Annotated in this window: 20 protein-coding genes and 1 riboswitch; all 20 genes read right to left on the bottom strand. The window is 42.5% G+C overall.

Going from position 1 to position 22232, the window contains the following annotated elements; all coding sequences use genetic code 11:
* Positions 1–151 precede the first annotated feature (151 nt).
* Positions 152–1018 carry a 2-oxoacid:ferredoxin oxidoreductase subunit beta gene (locus tag AC623_RS06500; protein ID WP_049661636.1) on the bottom strand — a complete coding sequence of 289 codons (867 nt, stop codon included), beginning with the start codon at positions 1016–1018 and terminating at the stop codon, positions 152–154.
* Positions 1005–2774, bottom strand: coding sequence for a 2-oxoacid:acceptor oxidoreductase subunit alpha (locus AC623_RS06495; protein WP_049661635.1), 1770 nt, complete (start codon positions 2772–2774; stop codon positions 1005–1007). Before AC623_RS06495 ends, AC623_RS06500 begins: the two co-directional genes overlap by 14 nt.
* Before the next feature lie 97 nt (positions 2775–2871).
* Positions 2872–3789 (bottom strand): dipeptidase, encoded by a 918-nt coding sequence (locus AC623_RS06490; protein ID WP_049666322.1) that lies wholly within the window; start codon positions 3787–3789, stop codon positions 2872–2874.
* Between the two features lie 145 nt (positions 3790–3934).
* Positions 3935–4195: a stage V sporulation protein SpoVS gene (spoVS, locus tag AC623_RS06485; RefSeq protein ID WP_041100119.1), complete on the bottom strand. Its 261-nt coding sequence runs from the start codon at positions 4193–4195 to the stop codon at positions 3935–3937.
* 219 nt (positions 4196–4414) lie between these two features.
* A complete protein-coding gene (locus AC623_RS06480) occupies positions 4415–5215 on the bottom strand; it encodes a TIGR00282 family metallophosphoesterase (RefSeq protein ID WP_049661634.1) in 801 nt (266 codons plus the stop codon).
* 62 nt (positions 5216–5277) lie between these two features.
* Positions 5278–6837 (bottom strand): ribonuclease Y, encoded by a 1560-nt coding sequence (gene rny / locus AC623_RS06475; protein WP_049661632.1) that lies wholly within the window; start codon positions 6835–6837, stop codon positions 5278–5280.
* 240 nt (positions 6838–7077) lie between these two features.
* Positions 7078–8124: a recombinase RecA gene (gene recA / locus AC623_RS06470; RefSeq protein ID WP_049661631.1), complete on the bottom strand. Its 1047-nt coding sequence runs from the start codon at positions 8122–8124 to the stop codon at positions 7078–7080.
* 296 nt (positions 8125–8420) lie between these two features.
* Positions 8421–9716 (bottom strand): O-acetylhomoserine aminocarboxypropyltransferase/cysteine synthase family protein, encoded by a 1296-nt coding sequence (locus AC623_RS06465; RefSeq protein ID WP_049661629.1) that lies wholly within the window; start codon positions 9714–9716, stop codon positions 8421–8423.
* 96 nt (positions 9717–9812) lie between these two features.
* Positions 9813–9922: riboswitch (SAM riboswitch) on the bottom strand.
* Between the two features lie 87 nt (positions 9923–10009).
* On the bottom strand, positions 10010–11254 hold the full coding sequence (locus AC623_RS06460) for a competence/damage-inducible protein A (protein ID WP_049661628.1): 1245 nt from the start codon (positions 11252–11254) through the stop codon (positions 10010–10012).
* A gap of 124 nt (positions 11255–11378) precedes the next feature.
* Positions 11379–11726, bottom strand: coding sequence for a hypothetical protein (locus AC623_RS06455; protein WP_049661627.1), 348 nt, complete (start codon positions 11724–11726; stop codon positions 11379–11381).
* 184 nt (positions 11727–11910) lie between these two features.
* Positions 11911–12489: a CDP-diacylglycerol--glycerol-3-phosphate 3-phosphatidyltransferase gene (gene pgsA, locus AC623_RS06450; RefSeq protein WP_049661625.1), complete on the bottom strand. Its 579-nt coding sequence runs from the start codon at positions 12487–12489 to the stop codon at positions 11911–11913.
* A 67-nt stretch (positions 12490–12556) separates the two neighbouring features.
* A complete protein-coding gene (locus AC623_RS06445; RefSeq protein WP_049661624.1) occupies positions 12557–13426 on the bottom strand; it encodes a helix-turn-helix domain-containing protein in 870 nt (289 codons plus the stop codon).
* An 18-nt stretch (positions 13427–13444) separates the two neighbouring features.
* Positions 13445–14236, bottom strand: a complete 792-nt coding sequence (locus AC623_RS06440; protein ID WP_049661622.1) for a YmfK family protein — start codon at positions 14234–14236, stop codon at positions 13445–13447.
* Positions 14237–14348: 112 nt separating this feature from the next.
* Positions 14349–14606, bottom strand: a complete 258-nt coding sequence (locus AC623_RS06435; RefSeq protein WP_049661621.1) for a DUF3243 domain-containing protein — start codon at positions 14604–14606, stop codon at positions 14349–14351.
* 69 nt (positions 14607–14675) lie between these two features.
* Positions 14676–15398, bottom strand: a complete 723-nt coding sequence (gene ymfI, locus AC623_RS06430; protein ID WP_049661619.1) for an elongation factor P 5-aminopentanone reductase — start codon at positions 15396–15398, stop codon at positions 14676–14678.
* A gap of 96 nt (positions 15399–15494) precedes the next feature.
* Positions 15495–16787 (bottom strand): EF-P 5-aminopentanol modification-associated protein YfmH, encoded by a 1293-nt coding sequence (gene yfmH, locus AC623_RS06425; RefSeq protein ID WP_049661617.1) that lies wholly within the window; start codon positions 16785–16787, stop codon positions 15495–15497.
* Positions 16787–18067: an EF-P 5-aminopentanol modification-associated protein YfmF gene (yfmF, locus tag AC623_RS06420; RefSeq protein WP_049661616.1), complete on the bottom strand. Its 1281-nt coding sequence runs from the start codon at positions 18065–18067 to the stop codon at positions 16787–16789. Before yfmF ends, yfmH begins: the two co-directional genes overlap by 1 nt.
* A gap of 625 nt (positions 18068–18692) precedes the next feature.
* The gene (locus AC623_RS06415; protein WP_049661614.1) at positions 18693–19652 is read right to left on the bottom strand and encodes an ABC transporter permease; all 960 of its coding nucleotides are present in this window, start codon (positions 19650–19652) and stop codon (positions 18693–18695) included.
* A complete protein-coding gene (locus AC623_RS06410) occupies positions 19653–20696 on the bottom strand; it encodes an ABC transporter permease (RefSeq protein WP_049661613.1) in 1044 nt (347 codons plus the stop codon).
* A complete protein-coding gene (locus tag AC623_RS06405) occupies positions 20689–22221 on the bottom strand; it encodes an ABC transporter ATP-binding protein (protein WP_049661612.1) in 1533 nt (510 codons plus the stop codon). Before AC623_RS06405 ends, AC623_RS06410 begins: the two co-directional genes overlap by 8 nt.
* Positions 22222–22232: the final 11 nt, after the last annotated feature.

Genomic DNA, 22232 nt, shown 5'->3' with positions numbered 1-22232 from the left:
TAAGCGGTACACATTATTTTAGTATATAGCTTTCCATTTGATTAAACAATAGATGAATATCGACAATTTAACTAGATAGAAAGCGTTATAACGGACTTTCTTCTAAATCATTATAACGAATAAAAAAACCCGCCATTGGCGGATTTTTTTATTATATAAATTCTTTTACTAAATCGTTGAACATCTCATCGCCGAGCTGCAGATCTTGACTGGCTAAAGGTTCATCTGCATAGCCATGTACTAATTCCTGATAAGAAGGTCTTTCCTTATCCTGATAAATGATGCCTGTTACAAGACCATTGTGCTGCATGAGCGTATTCATCGCTAACTCACGATTAGAAGGATCATACTCTTCAATAGTTGAAAGCTTCGTCAAGTTTTCTTTAAACCAGTCATATGTGTTGATTTTATTATATGTTACACATGGACTGAATACGTTAATGATCGAGAAGCCTTTATGGTTAATACCCGCTTCAATGATGGCGGTTAAATCTTTTAAATCCGTTGAAAAGCTTTGAGCCACAAAAGAAGCGCCACTCGTAAGGGCAAGCTCCATTGGAGAAACCGTTCCCTCAATCGCTCCTTTTGGAGTAGACTTTGTTACGAATCCTTGAGCAGAACGCGGAGACGTTTGTCCTTTGGTTAACCCATAAATTTGGTTATCCATAACGATATACGTAAGATCAATATTGCGGCGCATCGCATGGATCGTATGCCCCATACCAATCGCAAATCCGTCGCCATCTCCGCCGGAAGCAATGACAGTTAAGTCTTTGTTCGCCATTTTTACCCCTTGGGCAATAGGCAAGGAACGTCCGTGGATACCGTGAAGACCGTATGATTTAATGTATCCCGAAATACGCCCTGAGCAGCCAATCCCAGAAATGACGGCCAGTTGATCAGGTGTTAAGCCAATGTTAGCTGCTGCCCGCTGAATAGCGGCTTGTACGGAAAAGTCACCGCAGCCTGGGCACCAGTTTGGTTTTACATCATTTCGAAAGTCTTTAAACGTTGCCATTTATAACCGCTCCTTGTAATGGGAAAAGTTCTTTGCTGCCATCATAAATATGATGCGGCTGGAATGGGTTGCCGTCATATTTTAACAGGCTTTTTACTTTGTGAACGTGGCCCACATTCATTTTGATTATATTCGCCAATTGGCCAGTCGCATTGTTCTCTACGACAAGCACGTTTTTCGCCGACTCGATCAGCGGCAGGATTTCTTCTGTCGGAAACGGATGAATTAGTCTGATTTGAGCATGGTTCACTTTTATGCCTTCTTGCTCTAATCGCTCCATCCCTTCTTCAATCGCCCCGCGAGTGGAATTAAATCCAATCAACAATAAATCGGCGTCTTCATGCTGAGCGTTTTTATAGACTGGTGTGTTAAAACGAATTTGGCCCAGTTTTCTCATCCGTTTGTCCATTTGCGCCTGACGGTTGGCAGCGCCTTCAGACGGTCTGCCTGTCTCGTCGTGTTCTACGCCCGTTACGTGGTGAATACCATGTTTCATCCCTGGAATGACTCGAGGAGAAACGCCATCCTCTGTTACTTCATAACGCTTAAAGTAGCTTTTTGCATCAAGTTCCGGAAGTTCCTCCTGAACAAGCTTGCCGCGGCGGATTTCTACTTGGCTGTAGTCAAGCGGCGCTACTGTCTGTTTTCCGAGAGAAAGCTGTAAATCAGATAAAAGAATAACCGGACATTGATATTCTTCCGCCAAATTGAAAGCTTCTACCGTATCGTAAAACGCTTCTTCTGCTGTGCTTGGCGCCATGACAATTTTCGGGATTTCTCCGTGAGTGCCATAAATCATGGCCATTAAATCGGATTGCTCCTGTTTCGTCGGCAAACCAGTAGATGGACCTCCACGTTGAGTATCGACCACAACGAGCGGAGTCTCTGTCATCCCCGCAAGCCCAATGGCTTCCATCATTAAAGAAAGACCAGGCCCGGCAGAAGCTGTAAAGGAGCGAATCCCGCCATAGTTAGCCCCAATGGCCATCGTCGCTGCCGCAATTTCATCTTCTGTCTGAATAACAGTTCCCCCCACTTTCGGGAGCTTCTCAATTAAGTATTCCATGATTTCCGAAGCTGGCGTAATCGGGTAAGCCGCCATTAAACGGACACCGCCGGCTAGCGCGCCGAGTGCAATGGCATCGTTGCCGATCATAAACATCCGCTGCTGGCCGTCAGCTGGTGCAAGCTTCATTATTCCCGCTTTGCCTCCGAGCTGCTCAAGCATATAATTATAGCCTTGCTGGATCGCTTCCATGTTCTTTTGAACAACGGCTTCTCCCTTGCGGCCAAAAATCTCTTCTACTACATTGGTAAACACTTGCACATCCAAGTTGATAACGGCACAGGTTGCCCCTACAGCGACCATGTTTTTCATTAATGACGTACCGAGCTCAGCTGCCAATTCTGTGAATGGAACCACATACATTTCCGCTTTCGTCTGTTCCGGCTTTACCGGATTAAACTTGGCATCAGCAATAATGATCCCTTGCTCATGAAGCTCTCCGTGGTTCACATCAATTGTTTCCTGGTCAAATGCCACTAAAATATCTAAATCATCCGCCACTGCGCGGACAGGGGTTGTGCTGACACGAATTTTATTATTGGTATGGCCGCCTTTAATACGAGATGAAAAGTGGCGGTAACCATAAAGAAAGTACCCAAGACGGTTCAAAGCGGTAGAAAAGATTTCTCCTGTGCTTTCAATCCCTTCTCCCTGTTGTCCTCCGACTTTCCAGGAAAGCTGATTTATCATAAAATATACAACTCCTTTAGTACATTCGGATCTTCAAGACTATTACCTTTTTAGTTTATCACTTTTATAGAGGAATCACTATAGTTAATCGTATCAATTAGCTCGGAAATCTGCTTGCAAAATTCAACCAACAAAACTTTTCTACTTGTCTCTCCGAATAATACTTTTGCAGCAGCTCCCTCCAGCGCTCATAGGCCTCGTAACAGTCCAAGCCTTGAACCGTTTCATCAATGCCATCAAAGTCTGATCCAAAGCCGAGATGATTTTCACCGCCGAGTTCACAAATATATTCTACATGCTTGATTACATCTTGAGCATGCACTTTCCCATGATCCTTCACAAAGAATGGAACAAATGATAAGCCAATGATGCTGTCCTTTTGGATGAGTGCTTTAATTTGATCGTTCTTCAAGTTGCGAGGATGCGGACAAAGACTGTAGCAATTCGAATGGCTAGCAATCGGATAATCCGCTTGTTCCATCACATCCCAAAACGCTTTTTCCGACAAGTGAGATACATCTGTCCAAGTCTTCCATTCATTCAGCATATGGACAACCTCACCACCAAGCTCCGTGATCCCTCCCCCTCTGGCAGCCATCACTCCATCCGCTAAAGCATTTGTATGGTTCCATGTTAAACCAACAGACCTTACACCAAGCCGATATAAAGTTTTTAATTTTAACGGGTCCTCTTCGATCGCTTCACCGCCTTCGAGGGTAAGTACTGCTCCGATTTCTCCTTCTTTTAGTTCGTCCAATTCTTTTTTTGTTGTGATCACTTTCATATCGGGATAAGGACTGATTACCTTTTCGTAGAATAAATCAATTTGTTCTAAAGCCGACCTAAAGCGATCGTGCGGCTTTACTAACGGAGACAAGAAAATCGCAAAGCATTGAACTTTGGCTTTTGCTTGTTTGAGCCCTCTGTATGTCACATGCAGACGAGGATCATTAAAATCTTTTAATGGATCTTTTTGTAATTGGTATAATACATCACAATGAGCATCAAAAATCATCTCTTTCACCCTTTCAGAAGTAACTCTATCTACGTTTCTATTATAACTATAAAAAGAAAAAACCCCCCTTAAGAAAGCGGAAAAGAAGAGCAATCCTTCTTCTCCTCTGCTATCAAAAGGCCGGGTTTTATCCGTATTTATCATGTTATCGAGGTTCGACAATCAATTTGATTGCTGTTCGCTCTTCTCCTTCAATCATAATATCTGTAAAAGCCGGGATGCAAATTAAATCAACCCCGCTTGGAGCAACAAATCCTCGGGCAATGGCGACTGCCTTTACAGCCTGATTAAGCGCACCAGCTCCAATTGCCTGAATTTCAGCTGCCCCTCTTTCCCGAAGAACACCGGCAAGTGCACCAGCTACAGAATTAGGATTAGATTTTGCCGAAACTTTTAATATCTCCATTTCTTGTCCCCCTTTTGTTAAACGATACCGAATGCTCATTTTGTGAACATAGTTGTTCGCTGTCCTTCCATTCCTACTATATTCGAGGACAGGCTCCTGTATTACAGACTTCCGTGAAGAAAGCCTACGAACTTCATTCAGTAGCAAACCCAGCTAGAAGCAAAGCGGCTTGATGCAGCCTTTGCTTTCGATCGCTCGTCCAAAAAAGGGACACATTCGTTACTCAGCAATAAATGGTGTATCTTCATTAATTAGCAGGCGGTCAATCGCTTTTGCTTTTCCTGTCTTTCTATCTACTTCGATTAAACAAGCACTCAACTGCGTTCTTCCGCTTTTCGGAACTTCGAACCGAACAGGAAGTCCAGTGGTGAATTTTTTCAAGACTGCTCCTCTTTCCATGCCAAGAATCCCGTCATAAGGCCCTGTCATACCCACATCAGATAAATAAGCGGTTCCATTTGGTAAAATACGATTATCTGCTGTTTGTACATGCGTATGTGTACCGACTACAGCTGTAACGTCTCCATCTAAAAACCAGCCGATTGCTTGCTTTTCACTTGTAGCTTCAGCATGGAAATCGACGAAGATAATAGGGGTCCGTTCACGGGCTTTAGCAACTAGTTCTTTCGCTTTCTCAAAAGGACAATCAAGTGCAGGCATAAAGGTACGTCCCTGCAGATTAATTACGGCAGCTTCTACGCCGGCACGCTTAACAAATACTAAACCGCTCCCCGGAGTACCCTCAGGAAAATTAGCTGGACGGACGAGTGCGTTTGCGTCATCGATAAACTCAAAAATATCTTTATTATCCCAAGCATGGTTACCGAGAGTGACGACATCGGCTCCATCTACTAAAAATTGACGGTAAATCTTTTCTGTTATCCCCCGCCCCGAAGCCGCATTTTCTCCATTGACAAAGGTCCAGTCTGGTTGATATTTACGTTTCAGTCTCGGTAAATATTGGTTAATCATGTCGCGCCCTAGAGACCCGACAACGTCGCCTACAAATAAAATCTTCATATAAATTCCTTTCTTCGCCTTTATTTCCCCATAGGGAAAGCGGTGTGATTGATCACACCGCTTTATTTCGCATATTCCACAGCACGCGTTTCTCTTATAACTGTTACTTTAATATGGCCTGGATAATCAAGTTCTCCCTCGATTCGTTTCCGAATGTCCCGTGCTAGTCGGTGTGCTTGTAAATCATCTACCTGTTCAGGCTTCACGATAATTCGCACTTCGCGGCCAGCCTGTATCGCAAATGACTTTTCAACACCGTCATAGGATTCAGCAATTTCCTCGAGTTTTTCCAATCGGCGAATATAATTTTCCAGCGTTTCACTGCGGGCACCCGGTCTTGCAGCCGATAGTGCATCAGCAGCAGCCACGAGTACAGCAATAATAGAAGTTGGCTCAGTATCACCATGGTGAGAGGCAATACTATTAATAACAACCGGATGTTCTTTATACTTCGTCGCAAGCTCGACTCCAATTTCTACGTGGCTTCCTTCGACCTCATGATCGACTGCTTTGCCAATGTCATGAAGAAGGCCGGCACGGCGGGCAAGCGTCTCATCTTCTCCAAGTTCCGCTGCCAGCAAGCCAGTAAGAAAGGCGACTTCCATCGAATGCTTCAGTACATTTTGACCATAGCTTGTACGATATTTCAAGCGCCCTAAAATTTTGATTAAGTCTGGATGCAAGCCATGAACCCCTACCTCGAAAGTCGTTTGTTCACCGACTTCACGAATGTGTTCATCTACTTCTCTGCGTGCCTTATCGACCATTTCTTCGATACGAGCTGGATGAATACGTCCATCTTGTACAAGTTTTTCAAGGGCCAGCTTGGCAGTTTCCCGACGAATAGGATCAAACCCTGAAAGGATTACGGCTTCCGGTGTATCATCAATAATTAAATCAATACCTGTCAGCGTTTCCAGCGTACGGATATTTCTACCTTCCCGTCCGATGATACGGCCTTTCATTTCATCATTTGGCAATGTTACAACGGATACAGTTGTTTCTGCCACATGGTCGGCCGCACAGCGCTGAATGGCAAGAGAAAGGATTGACTTCGCTTTCTTATCTGCTTCTTCCTTGGCTCGGTTTTCTTGCTCTTTTGTCATTATAGCAATATCGTGTGCAAGCTCTTGCTCCGTCCGATCCAATATAATGGAGCGGGCTTCTTCCCGAGTGAGACTGGCGATTCTTTCTAGTTCCGCCTGCTGCTTTTTGATCATCTCTTCCACTTTGCTGTCCATCTCTTCAATATGTTGTTGTCTCTCAGCAAGAATCTCCTCTTTTTTCTCAAGCTGCAATTCGCGTTTATCAAGCGATTCATCTTTTCTGTCGAGGTTCTCTTCCTTTTGTAACAAACGATTCTCTTGTCTTTGCAATTCGTTTCTTCGTTCACGAAGTTCTAGTTCCGTGTCTGTACGAAGCTTATGAATTTCATCCTTTGCTTCAAGCAGGGCCTCTTTCTTTAGCGCTTCTGCCTCACGTTTCGCATCGTCAATAATTTGATCTGCAGCACTTTTAGCTCCTGCAATCTTTGATTCTGCAATGGATTTTCGAACAAAATAGCCAACAACTACACCGACGATTAGGCCAAGCAAAATGGAGATGATTGTAATGGGTTCCATCCTTTCACCTCCTCTTGCTATGAACTTTTGTCATGCTTTTAACATGTCGGCTGGTACATTGTGTCAACATTTCAATATACAGCTTCTAATTTCCATTTTTAAGAGAAAAAAATGTAAAATATACATCTCAATTTTATAGTTGTGAAAATTTCTTGTCAAGGGTTTCATCCCCAGCAACTGCTTTCTCCCTACACAGATAAAAACAAAAGAGCGATGTCCCCTTGACACCGCTCCTCATGATTATTCGTCAAGCAAGCTAAACTCCTCTGTTGCTTCTTCTTCATTCGTTTCCACAAAATCTGCATCCAGCCCATAATGCTGGCGGATCTTCATCATAATCTCCTGGCGAATAGCCGGATTTTCCTTTAAGAACTGCTTAGCGTTTTCACGACCTTGCCCTACGCGCTCTTCATTATATGAGTACCATGCACCACTTTTTTGCACAATATCTACTTCCGAACCCATATCGATAATTTCACCTTCTCTGGAGATTCCTTCTCCATACATGATATCGACTTCCGCTACACGAAACGGAGGGGCTACTTTATTTTTCACTACTTTAATTTTTGTTTTATTTCCTACAATTTCGTTCCCTTGTTTTAATGCTTCCGCACGACGAACTTCCAAACGGACGGAGCTATAGAATTTTAGTGCACGTCCTCCAGGTGTTGTTTCAGGGTTTCCAAACATTATTCCGACTTTCTCACGAATCTGGTTAATAAAGATCGCAATCGTTTTGGACTTATTGATGGCACCAGACAATTTACGAAGAGCCTGTGACATTAAACGCGCCTGTAAACCGACGTGGGAATCCCCCATTTCCCCTTCGATCTCCGCCTTCGGTACGAGAGCAGCGACTGAATCGATAACAAGGATATCGATAGCACCGCTGCGTACAAGAGCTTCAGCAATTTCAAGTGCCTGTTCCCCTGTATCTGGCTGCGAAAGGAGCAACTCATCAATATTCACTCCTAGTTTCTGAGCATATACAGGATCAAGCGCATGCTCCGCATCGATAAAAGCAGCTTGACCGCCAGATGCCTGTACTTCAGCAATAGCATGAAGTGCTACAGTTGTTTTACCAGAGCTTTCCGGACCATAGATTTCAATAATACGACCGCGTGGATAACCACCTACACCAAGTGCTGCATCAAGAGCGAGCGATCCGCTTGGGCTTGTGGAAATCTTCCGATCCGTTTGTTCTCCTAATTTCATGATAGACCCTTTACCAAATTGTTTTTCAATTTGCTTTAAGGCCATATCCAATGCTGCTTGACGATCGTTCACTAAAATTCCTCCTTAAAATTGGCAATCTATTAAATAAATGCACGTAGACATGTTGTTTCAGAACCTATACTAACTATACCTCTTTATTGAGATAATTTCAAGCAAAAAGCGAACATTTATTCGGTTTTTTTGTTTCCGAAAGAAAAAAGAATTAGGATAAAAAACTAGAAAAAAAGAAGAAGAGATAGCGGAAAAAAGAGAAGAAAAAAGTAACTCCTGCCTCTTTATTTTATCATAAAGAAGCAGGAGAAGATAATGTTTAGCCTATAAAACTTTCTATTTTACTCTAGTTCCTATTAGCCCTCGACCGCTACGCCCGTTGCTTTTTCAATCGCCTGATTTAAATCAGCAATCAAGTCTTCTGTCGATTCCAATCCAATTGACAAACGAATCATTTCTTCTTTTGTGCCTGACTTTGCTAAATCTTCACTGCTTAGCTGCTGGTGAGTTGTAGAAGCCGGATGAATAATTAATGATTTGCCGTCCCCAACGTTGGCTACGTGTGACCAAAGCTTAATGTTGTCAATCACTTTTTTGCCTGCTTCCCGTCCGCCTTTAATACCGAACACGACGATCGAGCCAAATGTATTATTTAAATACTTTTTCGCTAATTCATGGGATGGATGGTCTGCAAGGCTTGGATGAGATACCCACTCCACCGCCGGATGATTGTTCAAATAATCTACAATCGCAAGTGTATTTTCATGGTGACGTTGAATACGCAAATGCAGCGTCTCTAATCCTTGAAGCAGCAAGAATGCGCTATGAGCACTTAAAGAAGGGCCGAAATCTCTCAACAGCTGAACACGTAGTTTAATAGCGAATGCTGGTCCTTCAAGGTCAGCAAATCTTAGTCCGTTATAGGATTCGTCTGGCTCTGTAAAGCCAGGAAACTTCTCACTATTCCAGTCAAACGTTCCTCCGTCTACTACTACTCCACCAATAACTGTTCCGTGGCCGCTGATCCACTTCGTAGCAGAATGAACGACAATATCTGCTCCTCTTGTAAGCGGGTTAGCACCATATGGTGAAGCAAATGTATTATCTACGATAAGCGGAATACCGTTTTCATGAGCGATATCTGCTACTTTTTCTACATCCAACACATTTAAAGATGGATTACCGATAATTTCACCAAAAAGGGCTTTTGTTTTTGGTGTAATCGCTTTGCGGAAGTTCTCCGGATCAGTCGAATCAACAAATTTTACATTAATTCCGTATTTAGGAAGCGTATTAGCAAAAAGATTGTATGTACCTCCATATAAATTAGCTGCCGCTACAATTTCATCTCCGGCATGGGCCAAGTTTAAGATTGAAAAAGAGATAGCTGCCATTCCAGAAGAAAGCGCTACGGCAGCTGCCCCTTTTTCCAAGAGAGCGACACGCTTTTCAAACACGTCTACTGTTGGGTTCGTAATACGTGTATAGATGTTTCCTGGCTTTTGTAAAGCAAATAAAGCATTGGCATGATCCGTATCTTCAAAAACAAAAGAAGTCGTTTCATAAATTGGAACAGCGCGTGCACCCGTGACCGGATCAGGCACCTGTCCCCCGTGAAGTAAAATCGTTTCTTTATTCCAGTTGTTCGTCATTGTCAAACCCTCCTAATGTATTTAATAAAATATTTGTGATTCGAGGAATATAAAAAACCTCTTCTTATGAAGAAGAGGGTTTGTTATAGGATCCTCCTCTTATCTTTCAGGTTCGTCTACCTGCAGGAATTAGCACCGTCTCAGACAATTGTCTGAAGGTTGCCGGGCTTCATCGGGCCTAATCCCTCCGCCGCTCTCAATAAGAGTACTTATATTTAATTAAGTCATGACTAAACCTTGTTTCTCATTATATAGCTTATTGATCAGATTAGTCAATAATATTCGGAATTTTTTCACTTATCTTCAGCAAGTTCCGCTAGCAAATAATGACATGCGTATTTAACGGAACGTTTTCTGATTCCAGCACGACTCCCTGCCAAGTCAAGCTTAAACGCTCTTGGTTGTTTATACTTGGAAGCAAGCCCAATCCAAACAGTGCCAGGCGGTTGTCCTTCCGCCTCATCAGGTCCAGCCACACCTGTAAAGCTAATACCGAAGTCAGCGTCTAGAAGCTGGCGGACGTTCTCTGCCAGTTCAAGAGCACACTCCTCACTAATAGCTCCATGACTTGCAAGTGTTTCTTTTTTCACATTTACAAGCTTCTCCTTTGCCTGATTAGAATAGCAGACAATGCCTCCATTGAAAAAAGTACTTGCTCCCGGAACAGCTGTCATTTCACTTTGGAACAGCCCTCCTGTTAAACTTTCAGCCGCTGCCAGCGTATGAGACGTTTCCTTTAAGCGCTCTGCTAGTTCCCGGGCAATCGTTGTATCATTATATCCGTAAAAATAGTCACCAACCCGACGAAGAATTTTTTCTTCTGCTTCTTTGATCATTTGCAAGGCCGTCTCTTCTGACTCATGCTTGGCTGTAATTCGGAGTGTTACCTCTCCATCTCCCGCAAGCGGCGCAATCGTTGGGTTTTGCTGGGCAAGCAATAAATCCTCCACTTCTGTTTCCAAAGCAGATTCACCGATACCAAAAAACCTTAGAACCCGTGACTCAATCTTCTCCACTTTCTCGAGTACATCTAACAAGGCTGGCTTGGCATATTGAGTAAACATCGGCTGCATTTCTCGAGGCGGTCCCGGCAAAAGTATGTAACAATGGTTTTCTCCTTTTACCATCATTCCTGGCGCCATGCCATGATCGTTTGGCAGAACAAGACTTCCTTCCATAACGAGCGCCTGCTTTTTATTGTTTGGTGTCATAGGGCGTTTTGTTCTAATAAAATAACTCTCGATGCTCTTTAGTGCCTCTTCATTGTATACGAGCGGACGGCCGATATGAGAAGCAATGACTTCTTTTGTTAAATCATCTTTTGTTGGACCGAGCCCCCCTGTAAAGATCAGCAAATCCGCCCTTTTTTCAGCTTCCTTAATGGCATCAAGGACACGGTTGCCGTTATCGCCAACCACGGTATGGTAATAAACATTAATGCCGATTTCCGCTAACTGCTGGGAAAGAAACTGGGCGTTTGTATTTGTAATTTGTCCAAGCAGCAGCTCAGAGCCAACTGCAATAATTTCTGCATTCATTCTTCTCATCCCTTCTCTTTCCTAAAGTTGATAGTTGATAATAATCAAGGGAAACGCTATGTATGAGGACTTTCTCAAAACTACCCCTCTGCTAATCTAACAAAGAATGAACTTAGCATGAAGTTCAAATCCCATAATGTATCATATACCTCTTTTCTTTTGCAGCCCGTATAATTTTCGAGGCCAGCTCATTAAGACCGGCGGATTCGTTAAAAGACGTTGAGGATGTCACTACATCATAAAACAAGGATAAAGATTCAGGCGGAATAATCGTTATCCCACAATAAGCTAATCCATATTCTGGACGATTAAGCGAATGAAAGTAGGTTTTCATCGTTGCTAATTGTTCATTTAAATCAAAGATAAGATCATCATCAACAGAAATACAATTGTATTTCTGAGGATCATAATCATCGTAGTTTTTCCGGCTATCAACCGCATCCAGTATGCCGAATTCATGTACACAAGGCATGATCGTCCCCCTCTTCATTTAAATGCGAGGAATTTGAGAATGCATCCATTATTAGCACTCCCTGTAACAGGGCTTTCCTAAAAATAAAGCTGCTCCAACAGTGGGAGCCTCTTCTCTATAGCATCGTGTTAGACGTTAAATCCTATAGATGACGAGACTCTTTACTTCGGAACAGCTTTTTCTCTTATTTTGAATGTTTAAACACGCCTCGGTTAAGATAGAAATAATCCCATCCAGACCAAATAGTAAAGAATGCCGCAACCCAAAGAGCAATATCTGCAAATGGAATTCCTAGAGACTCAAATGGAGCATTGTGAAGCAATAAAGCGGCAATCGCAATGATTTGTGCCCACGTCTTAATTTTTCCAAGCATATTGGCTGCTACTACTTCTCCCTCTCCCGCTAGAATTAATCGCAGTCCCGTTACAGCAAACTCGCGGCTGATAATGATAATGACGATCCAAGAAGCAGCCAAATTAAAGTCGACGAGCACAATTAGTGCTGCCGAAACAAGCAATTTATCTGCGAGTGGATCTAAAAACTTGCCCAAGTTTGTGACCAAATTCAGCTTTCTTGCATAATAGCCGTCAATCCAATCGGTTGTCGAAGCTAAAATGAACAACATTGCTCCCCAAAAGTGGGCGGCTGGCATAGTTGTTCCAAACACTGTCACGTTCCCCCAATTAAAATCAACGAGCATGATCACCAAAAACAAGGGAATCATTAAAATTCTTGAAACAGTAATCTTATTCGGTAAATTCACAATGGACCCTCCAACTATTCTATCGACGAACAACTTTGTTCAGAAGCTATCCGAAAAAACTGCCGAATTATTGTTCAGCCGGTTTCGCTTGAATAATAACATCCTGTCTCACCTGCTTGGCAGCTGGGAGCTGATATGTCAGCGTTTCGCCATTCACTTTGATTTCTGTGTCAGGTGCAAAACCAACGACAATTTTCGCGGATGTTTGGCCTGTTAAATCAAATGTTTGTGACTGTCCTTTTGCCAACATATTGTTATAATAGCTTTTCCCACTTCCGTCTGTTACGCCTATCCATGTTTCTCCTTTAGATAGAATAGTTACTTCGAATTTTTCTGCGTTTTGCAGCTCATACGTTGCTTTTCTGCCGCTCACACCTATCGCCGTTAACGTTTGCTTAGGTTTGGCTGGTTCTTGAACTTTCTCTTCTTTCTTTGTTTCTTTTTTTGGTTCTTCTTTTTCTTTCGCTACTTTTTTCTCGTTCTCTTGTTCTTTCGGCTGCTCCACAACTGTTTCTTCTTTCACCGCTTTATCGTTAGAATCGCTTTTTGGAATAAGGAACCAGACTAGAAAGAGAGCTCCCACAACGAAAGCTGTCACTAAAATTCTCGGCAAATATTCGAGAATTTTCGAGGATTCAGCCGGCACTGTTGATCGTACTTTCTCTACCTTTGTCGCTCTTTGTGGAATTTCATCTTCATAAGAAGACGGAATCTCACTCTTATATTCTTCAAACAATTGCTCAGGATCAAGTCCAACGGCCTCTGCGTACTGCTTAATAAATGCCCGAACATAGAACTTGCCAGGCATCATATCGTAATTGCCTTCTTCGATACCATTTAAATAACGCTTCTGAATCTTTGTCATTTCTTGTACATCTGCTAAGGACAGTCCTTTTGCTTCTCGTGCTTCTCTTAAGCGGTTTCCTAATTCTGTCACCCATAACACCTTCCATAATTAAAAGTTAAACCCACCAAAGTCCATATCCTGAAACATGTTGTTTTTTTCTACCGGTTCGTATGTAATTTCTTCATCAGGATGATGACGAAGTTCAATAATATAATCAAAGTCCTCCAAACTATATTCACTGTTTTGGACAAAAATATCTGGATGCTCTATCACTTTAACTGCAGGCAGTCTCATAATTTCCCGAACAAGCTGCCAGTGTTTTTCGCTAGCCCGCTTGGTTGACACAACTCCATCCATAATAAAAAGATGATTCGGATTATATTCATCCCGAATTAGTTGATCACGAACCGTTTGTTTAATCATCGTTGATGAAACGAACAGCCATCTCTTATTAGCACACACACTCGCTGCCACAATCGATTCGGTTTTCCCGACTCTTGGCATGCCGCGGATACCAATTAATTTGTGTCCTTCCATTTTATACAATTCTGCCATAAAATCAACGAGAAGTCCAAGTTCATCACGGACAAAACGGAATGTTTTTTTGTCATCTGCATCTCGCTGAATATAGCGCCCATGCCTTACAGCCATGCGGTCTCTGAGCTTCGGCTCTCTTAACTTGACAATTTCAATCGTATCCATCGTCTCTAGGATGGACTCCAGTCTTCTAATTTGATCTTCGCTTTTCGCTAATATTAAAAGGCCACGGCTTGCTTCATCCACCCCATTAATCGTAACAATGTTAATAGAGAGCATACCAAGCAGCGACGCCACATCCCCTAATAACCCCGGACGGTTTTTTACAATTTTATATTCTAAGTACCATTCTTTTTTGGACATAAATAACGCTCCTAGCGGCTTTCCAAAAAGCCCGTTAATAATAATGTCTAGGTACTATCATATATGATTTATCCCTTTATTGAAAGAAAAAAGAGAGGGAAAACTCCCTCTCTTAACGACTTCCGTTATTTTGTACTAATTTGACCATCATACTTGCGATTGCTCTTTGCTCTTCTTCTGAAGCAACCGACCATAAATCAGATAATACTCTTTCCTGTTCATTTTTAGGGTCTACTTTGTTGGCAAGATAATCACCAACTTGATAAGCCATATTATTAACTAGATCGCTGTTCATTCCTGCGCTTGTCGCCTGATTTAATTTGTCTCCTAAGAAGTTTTTCCATTCGTGCCAATTTTCAAGTACTGACATGTCGTTGTCCCTCCTTTATTGAGTTGCAACATTAGTTTGTTCCCTAAAGAAAAAAATTATGCATGCAAATCATGTGTACCAGCCGCCGTTAACTGCCAGTACATGGCCAGTTATATAAGACGAAGCAGAGGAACAAACAAAGTAAACGGCTTCTGCGACTTCAGCGGCAGCGCCAAGTCGTCCCATTGGAATTTCACCCGCTATTTCGGCTTTTTCCTCTAGTGAAAATTGGTCCATCATAGGCGTATTGACAGCCCCTGGAGCTACCGCATTAACACGGATATTAGAAGGAGCCAATTCTTTTGCTAACGCCTTTACAAAAGCAATTTGAGCACCCTTTACTGTTGAATACGCCACTTCACAAGCTGCCCCCGTCTGTCCCCACACGGAAGAAACGAATACGATCGAGGGTGACATGGCCTTTCGGAGTTTCGGAATCGTTAGTTGGACAAGAATCATAGGACTTTTTACGTGAAGCTGCCATAACTTATCCATTTCAGCCTCTTCAATTTCTTGGAACAAGCTGTAATGGGCCGTTCCACCTGCAAATACGACGGCCTCTAATGTAAATAACTGACTGGCTAGAAATCGGGCACCCTCAGCCGATGCTAAGTCGGCCTGTATCGAAATCACTTCTGCTCCCATTCCTTCTAATTCTCTTTGTAATCGTTCAACTTTTTCTTTTCCTTTGTAATACTGTAAATACAAGTTCCAGCCTTCTCCCGCTAACTTCCTAGAAATTTCTTCTCCAATGCCTCCACTTGCTCCTGTGACAAGTGCATATCTTTTCATTTTATTATTCCCCCATTTTCTTGTACACAACAAAGCAGCCGGGTTCTTTTTTTCCCATTTTCATGCGGAAAAAGAACCCAGCTGCTCTCTAGGCTTTTACGCCTGTTTTGGTAAAATATAAAAGGCAGTCAATCGGTTTTCTGCAATCACCCGTTCGGCTGTGCTCTTCACATCGTCTAGCGTAATCGCTTCTAACAGCGGCACTACTTCAAATAAATCCATGTCGTTAAAAGCATAGCGGGTAAATTGATTCGCAATATATTCCGGTGAATTTACTGACCGGAGAAAAGAACCGATTTTCTTTCTAATCGATCGTTCTACCGCTTCTTTTGTCAAATACTTTCCTGTTTTTGCTTCCAATAAAATCGTCTGAATCCGGTCCCCTAATTCCTCCGGCTTCGTTGTATCACCGCCGACCATCGCAAAGCCAAAACCTTTTTCCTGGGTAAAATCATAATAAAAAGTTTCATCAATTAATCCTTCGCGATAAAGCTGGTAATAAAGTGGAGAGCTTCTGCCAAAAAGTATATCAAGCAGAATATTCATTGTCAGCTCTCGTTTTTGCAACGGCTCTCCCTGTAAATCTGTATCGACGGCTTTAATGCCAACTTGGCACTTAGACAACTGAACGTTCATTTTCAGAACCCTTTTTTTCTCTTGTACTTCTTCTGGCTCTTCTTCTACTAGACGCTTAATTTCTTCTCGATCTTGATACTCTTTTTTCGATTGATTCTCTTTGACAAACTGAATCGTTTTCTCAGGATCAACCGGTCCTACAATGAATAAAAGCATATTACTTGGATGATAAAATGTGCGGTAGCACTCGTATAAATGATCTTTTGTAATGTCCGCAATCGATTCTACTGTACCGGCAATATCAATCTTGACTGGATGATTGTGATACATATTCTGAATGAGGCCAAAATAAGCCTGCCAATCAGGATTATCATCATACATGCGGATTTCCTGGCCAATAATGCCTTTTTCTTTTTCAACTGTTTGCTCAGTGAAGTAAGGGTCCTGGACAAAATTCACAAGCGTCTCCAGATTATCCATTACCTTATCCGTGCTGGAAAACAAGTAAGCTGTTCTTGTAAAAGAAGTAAAAGCATTGGCAGAAGCACCTTGACGGCTAAAATACTGAAATACGTCACCGTCCGCTTTTTCAAACATTTTATGCTCTAAAAAGTGCGCAATTCCATCCGGCACTCGCACATAATTATTCGCGCCCTGCGGAATAAATTGATTATCAATAGAGCCGTACTTCGTTGTAAAGGTGGCATACGTTTTGTTAAATCCTTTTTTCGGAAGAACGTATACATCTAGCCCATTATCCATTTTTTCAAAATATAGTTCTTCTTGCAGCTGGTCAAATAGAATTTTCTCCATTATTCTCCCTCCATTCCCGACAGAAAGTACACTGTATCCATCTCAACTTTATTGGCGGCCGCTGTAATTTTTTCTATCGTCATCCGCTCCGCCGCTTCCAGCCAGTTATCAACCGTTACATCCGTTTTTGCCATCACGTTGTGGTAGAGCATTTCAATTACGCCTCTAGCAGTATCAAGCGTTTCTAACACTTGATTGCGGATAACTGCTTTTGTCTGTTCCAGTTCTTTTTCGGAAACCTCTCCGTTTTTCATCGCTTGAAGCTGCTCATTAATAATTTTGACAGCTTTGTTATAGTTTTTACTATCAATTCCTGAAAGAACCATTAAAAACCCTTTGTGGCTTTCTAACCGGCTTGCCGCATAGTAAGCCAAGCTCTCTTTTTCCCGCACGTTCATAAACAGTTTGGAATGGGAGAAGCCACCGAAAATACCGTTAAACATTTGGAGAGCAAAGTAATCATCATCGCCAAAAGTAATATGGGTACGATAACCGATATGAAGCTTTCCTTGATTAATCTCCTGCTTTTCCACTACTTCTTTCGGTTCTGCAGATGGGGTGGTTTGTCTCACCGTTTGGGGAGAACGAGGAGTTCTGCTGTTGAATTGAAATAAGCGGTCGGCTATTTTTTCTACCTGGCCAGCCTCCACATCTCCAACAATATATAAATCCATTTCATCTTCTGAAAATGCTTGTTCATAATACTTATACAAATCTGTCTCATTAATTTCATCCACAGCGTCAATTTCACCGTTTGCTTGCAGGGCATACGGATCACCTTTATACATCTCTTCAAGAAGACGAGCGCTCGCAAAGCGCATTTTATCATCGTAAATCGATTGGATACGCTGCTTTAAGTTGCGCTTTTCATCTTGCACTGTATCTTTATCGAGCGCACCGTTATTCACATTTGGCTTTTGTAAAATTTCATGCATGAACTGTAAAGCCTTTTCAAGTAATGGCTCTCCAGCTTTTAGAAACTTTTCGTTTGCCACTTCTAACGAAAAGCTCATAATGTGAAAATCTCCTTTTTTTGCTACATCGACATAAAAGCTCGCACCGTACAAGTCATCAAGATAAGAACGCAAATGTGTAGATGTCGGATATTTCTCTGAATTACTCTGAAGGACATAAGGAAGCAACGCTCTTTTCGTTACCGTTTCACTTTCTAGAGGCGCCTTCATTCTCCACACAATGGTATTCGTTTTATATTTATCCGTTTTTACAACATGCAAGTTATACCCTTGCTTTTTTATAATATTTTCATTGACTAATGTCACAAAAATACCCTCCTTTTCCGGCAGCTATGTCTATATTTTTATCCGTTTACCCCTTAATTCATGCCCATATTTATGAAAAACTTACTTTTACTATACAGGAGGCCCGTTTAATTGAAAATCGAAACGCTTTTGCTAAGTAATATTCTTTACAAAAAAACCGCCCGGAACGAGGCGGTTTTTCTTCATTATATATTTTTAAAGCGAGCTAATCAGCCGATTTCGCTTTTCTTTTGTCCAGCTGCAGGCGCTTGCGTGTACGCTGATTTCGCTCTCTCTGTCAGAGTTTGAAAAAGCAACTCCTCGTCGAGAACTCCAATCCGCTATCACGCAGAACGAGCGCCTTTCGCTTTTCTTTGTCTAGCTGCATCAGCCAGCGGCTAGTGGGCTTCCGGCTCCTCTTTGCGATAAGTCAACATCGAATCGCTTGCGCTCTTCGTGTTTCCTTTATCTCATGCGGAGCTGTCCAGCCCATACGCCGCTAAACGGCCAATTTCGCTTTTCTTTTGTCCAGCTGCACTGGCCAGACTCTCGGTCATAAGCCGGCACGCCTGTGTGGCGAAGAACGCCACTTCGGCGGTCCGGCTTATGTCTGCCGAGTCTAAACGGCCAGTTTCGCTTTTCCTTATTACCTGCTGCCTTTGATGTATGGAGTACCAGAGGCTTTTGGTGCATCTGCCCGGCCGATAAATCCGGCGAGGGCCAAAATGGTTAGTACGTAAGGAGCAATTAATAAGTAAACTGCCGGGATGTCTTCCAAAAATGGAATACTGGATCCAACAATACTTAAACTTTGGGCGAATCCAAAGAAAATGGCAGCTCCCATTGCTCCTAGTGGATGCCACTTCCCGAAAATCATGGCTGCGAGAGCCATGAACCCTTGTCCAGTAATCGTCGCATGACTGAAATCGAGTGAAATAGACTGGGCATATACTCCGCCGCCCAAACCACCAAGAAGACCGGAAATGAAAACAGCAATATAGCGCATCTTTGTCACGTTTACACCCATTGTATCTGCTGCCATCGGGTGTTCCCCCACAGCTCTCAAGCGAAGGCCGAATGGAGTTTTAAATAGCACATACCAAGAAACAAAAGCCAAAGCAATGGCTACAATCGCTGGGTAGGAGATATTTGAGAAAATCAATCGGCCGATTACTGGAATATCACTTAACACTGGAATGTCTACTTTTTTAAAGTTCTCTTTAATGATATCTGTCTGGCCTTTATCATAAAGCATTTTCACTAAGAACAGTGATACGCCCAAAGCCAGGAAGTTAATTGCCACGCCGCTAACAACTTGATCGGCACGAAATGTGATGGAAGCTACTGCGTGAAGAAGTGACAATAACCCTCCGACAAGCATAGCCGCAATCAAAGCGACCCAAGGAGTAGCTGCGCCAAAAGTTGAAGCGAATGTTAGGTTAAACACAATAGCTGTAAACGCCCCAATGATCATCAATCCTTCAAGGCCGATATTTACTACACCGGAACGCTCGGAGAACACACCGCCTAGCGCAGTGAAAATAAGCGGAGCTGCTGCGAAAAGAGACGATGAAATAATAATGGATAAAACCGTTAATGTATCCACTTATTTCTCCTCCTTTTTAAATCGGCTGAGAAGCCATTTTATCATATAGCTAGAAGCAACAAAGAAAATAATCAAAGCAATCACAATTTCAACCAGTTCGTTCGGTACGCCTGATTCGATTGGCATATTTAAAGCCCCTACTTTTAAAGCACCGAATAGTAAGGATGCGAGTACAACACCAATGGCTGCATTTCCACCGAGAAGTGCAACGGCAATGCCATCAAAGCCTACGCCGGAAAATCCAGAGTGCAAGAAAGCATTTCCGAATGTCCCCAGCCCTTCCATTGCTCCCCCAAGGCCGGCAAATGCACCGGAAATCACCATTGAGAGAACGATGTTGCGGTTCACATTCATACCGGCATATTGAGAAGCATGCTGGCTGAAGCCAACCGAACGAAGCTCATATCCAAGCGTTGTTTTTTCAAGAATAAACCACATAATAATAGCTACAATTAAGCCAAGATAAATTCCATTATGAAGGGAAGAGTAATCTGTAACCGATTCGAAGAACGGAGATTTTAAACTAGCTGTTTCCTTTACGGATTCCGTTGCATCAGCCTGATCGCTAATTACGTTTCGGATCAAATGATTCGTTACATGCAATGCGATATAATTCATCATAATCGTAACAATAACTTCATGGACGTGCAGGCGAGCTTTTAAAAATCCCGGGATAAATCCCCAAAGTGCGCCCGCGGCTGCAGCTGCCAACAGAGATAGCGGCAAATGAATGACTTTTGGCAAATCAAACGCCACGCCAACCCAAACCGCAGCTAGCCAGCCTACCAATAGTTGACCTTCCACACCAATATTGAACAAACCTGTCCGGAATGCAAAAGCAACGGCTAGACCAGCAAATATATAAGGGGTCATTTGCCGAAGCGTTTCACCGAGATAGAATGTATCCCCAAAGGCTCCGTTCCAGAGTGCGGCATAGCCATTAATTGGGTTGTAACCGCTGATTAACATAATAATAGCCCCGGCAATCAATCCTAAAAGCACCGATACAACCGGTACGGCCATATTAGAAAACCGTTTAGACATTCATCTCACCTTCTTTCTTTCGTTTTGAACCAGCCATCAACAACCCGAGTTCTTGTTCGGTCGTTTCTTTCGGGTTCACGATCGCGACGATTTCTCCTTCATAGATAACGGCAATTCTATCGCTAATATTTAAAATTTCATCTAACTCAAAGGAAATTAAAAGCACCGCTTTCCCCTTATCTCGCTGTTCAATAAGTCTTTTATGAATAAATTCAATCGCTCCAACATCTAATCCACGAGTTGGCTGAGCCGCAATTAGAAGATCCGGATCGCGGTCTACTTCACGGCCGATAATCGCTTTTTGCTGATTTCCTCCAGATAAGGCTCGAGCAGGTGTATATTCTGATGGTGTCCGTACATCATACTCCTTTATTAAGCTGGCAGCCTTCTTATAAATTTCTTTGTAATTTAAAACACCAGCTTTAGAAAATGGCTGCTGATAGTATGTTTGCAGCACTATATTTTCACCTATCGGAAAATCGAGAACGAGTCCGTGTTTATGCCGGTCTTGAGGAATGTGTGCTACCCCTCGTTCTGTTACTTTTCGAGGTTTAAGATTGGTGATATCCTGGCCGCTAACAAGAATCGAACCGCTTTCTACCTTTTGAAGACCGGTGATTGCTTCAATCAGTTCGCTCTGACCATTTCCATCTACGCCACAAATCCCCACAATTTCTCCAGCATGGACCGCCAAGTTCAATCCTCTAACAGCTTGAATGCCTCTTGAATCCTTCACGAATAAATCTTTAATCTCTAATACATTGTCTTTCGGCTGGGCTTCCTTCTTTTCGGTTTTAAACGTTACTTCCCTTCCGACCATTAAGCTTGCCAACTGATTCGGGTCCGTTTCCGCTACATTTACTGTGCCAATGCCTTTTCCTTTACGGATAACCGTAACACGGTCACAAACTTCCATAATTTCCTTTAGCTTATGCGTAATGAGAATAATAGATTTGCCTTCTTTAATGAGCGTTTTCATGATTTGAATTAACTCTTTAATTTCCTGCGGAGTTAATACAGCCGTCGGCTCATCAAAAATTAAGATCTCCGCCCCTCGATAAAGTGTCTTTAAAATTTCAACACGCTGTTGCATGCCAACAGAAATATCAGCTACTTTTGCTGTGGGGTCTACAGACAGCCCGTATTGTTCAGAAATCTCCCTAACCTCTTTTTCTGCCTTCTTAATATCAATTTTACCGCCTGATTTAGGCTCTTTTCCGAGAATAATATTTTCCGTAACAGTGAAGGTATCGACGAGCATAAAGTGCTGATGCACCATACCGATACCAAGTTCATTCGCCACATTTGGGTTTGTAATGTGAACTTTCTTGCCATGAACTTTAATTTCACCTTTCTCGGGCTGATACAAGCCAAACAAAACGTTCATTAGGGTGGATTTGCCTGCGCCATTTTCACCAAGCAACGCGTGGATTTCTCCTTTGCGCAATTGAAGTGTTATATCATCATTGGCAACAAATCCGTTGAACTCTTTACGAATGCCGAGCATTTCAATAACATATTCCACCTGACTCACTC

The organism is Bacillus sp. FJAT-27231 (assembly GCF_001183975.1).
Lineage (GTDB): Bacteria > Bacillota > Bacilli > Bacillales > Domibacillaceae > Pseudobacillus > Pseudobacillus wudalianchiensis.
The sequence above is the reverse complement of the archived record's forward strand: the minus strand, read 5'-3'. Positions and strand labels throughout refer to the sequence as shown.

Coding starts and splice junctions, on each gene's coding strand:
- AC623_RS06435 (WP_049661621.1), bottom strand. CDS start 14,606: ATGTCAGTACTTGAAAATTGGCACGAATGGAAAAACTTCTTAGGAGAC.
- ymfI (WP_049661619.1), bottom strand. CDS start 15,398: ATGAAAAGATATGCACTTGTCACAGGAGCAAGTGGAGGCATTGGAGAA.
- AC623_RS06410 (WP_049661613.1), bottom strand. CDS start 20,696: ATGTCTAAACGGTTTTCTAATATGGCCGTACCGGTTGTATCGGTGCTT.
- yfmH (WP_049661617.1), bottom strand. CDS start 16,787: ATGGAGAAAATTCTATTTGACCAGCTGCAAGAAGAACTATATTTTGAA.
- AC623_RS06480 (WP_049661634.1), bottom strand. CDS start 5,215: ATGAAGATTTTATTTGTAGGCGACGTTGTCGGGTCTCTAGGGCGCGAC.
- AC623_RS06465 (WP_049661629.1), bottom strand. CDS start 9,716: ATGACGAACAACTGGAATAAAGAAACGATTTTACTTCACGGGGGACAG.
- spoVS (WP_041100119.1), bottom strand. CDS start 4,195: ATGGAGATATTAAAAGTTTCGGCAAAATCTAATCCTAATTCTGTAGCT.
- AC623_RS06460 (WP_049661628.1), bottom strand. CDS start 11,254: ATGAATGCAGAAATTATTGCAGTTGGCTCTGAGCTGCTGCTTGGACAA.
- AC623_RS06495 (WP_049661635.1), bottom strand. CDS start 2,774: ATGATAAATCAGCTTTCCTGGAAAGTCGGAGGACAACAGGGAGAAGGG.
- AC623_RS06440 (WP_049661622.1), bottom strand. CDS start 14,236: ATGTCCAAAAAAGAATGGTACTTAGAATATAAAATTGTAAAAAACCGT.
- AC623_RS06500 (WP_049661636.1), bottom strand. CDS start 1,018: ATGGCAACGTTTAAAGACTTTCGAAATGATGTAAAACCAAACTGGTGC.
- rny (WP_049661632.1), bottom strand. CDS start 6,837: ATGGAACCCATTACAATCATCTCCATTTTGCTTGGCCTAATCGTCGGT.
- AC623_RS06490 (WP_049666322.1), bottom strand. CDS start 3,789: ATGATTTTTGATGCTCATTGTGATGTATTATACCAATTACAAAAAGAT.
- AC623_RS06455 (WP_049661627.1), bottom strand. CDS start 11,726: ATGCCTTGTGTACATGAATTCGGCATACTGGATGCGGTTGATAGCCGG.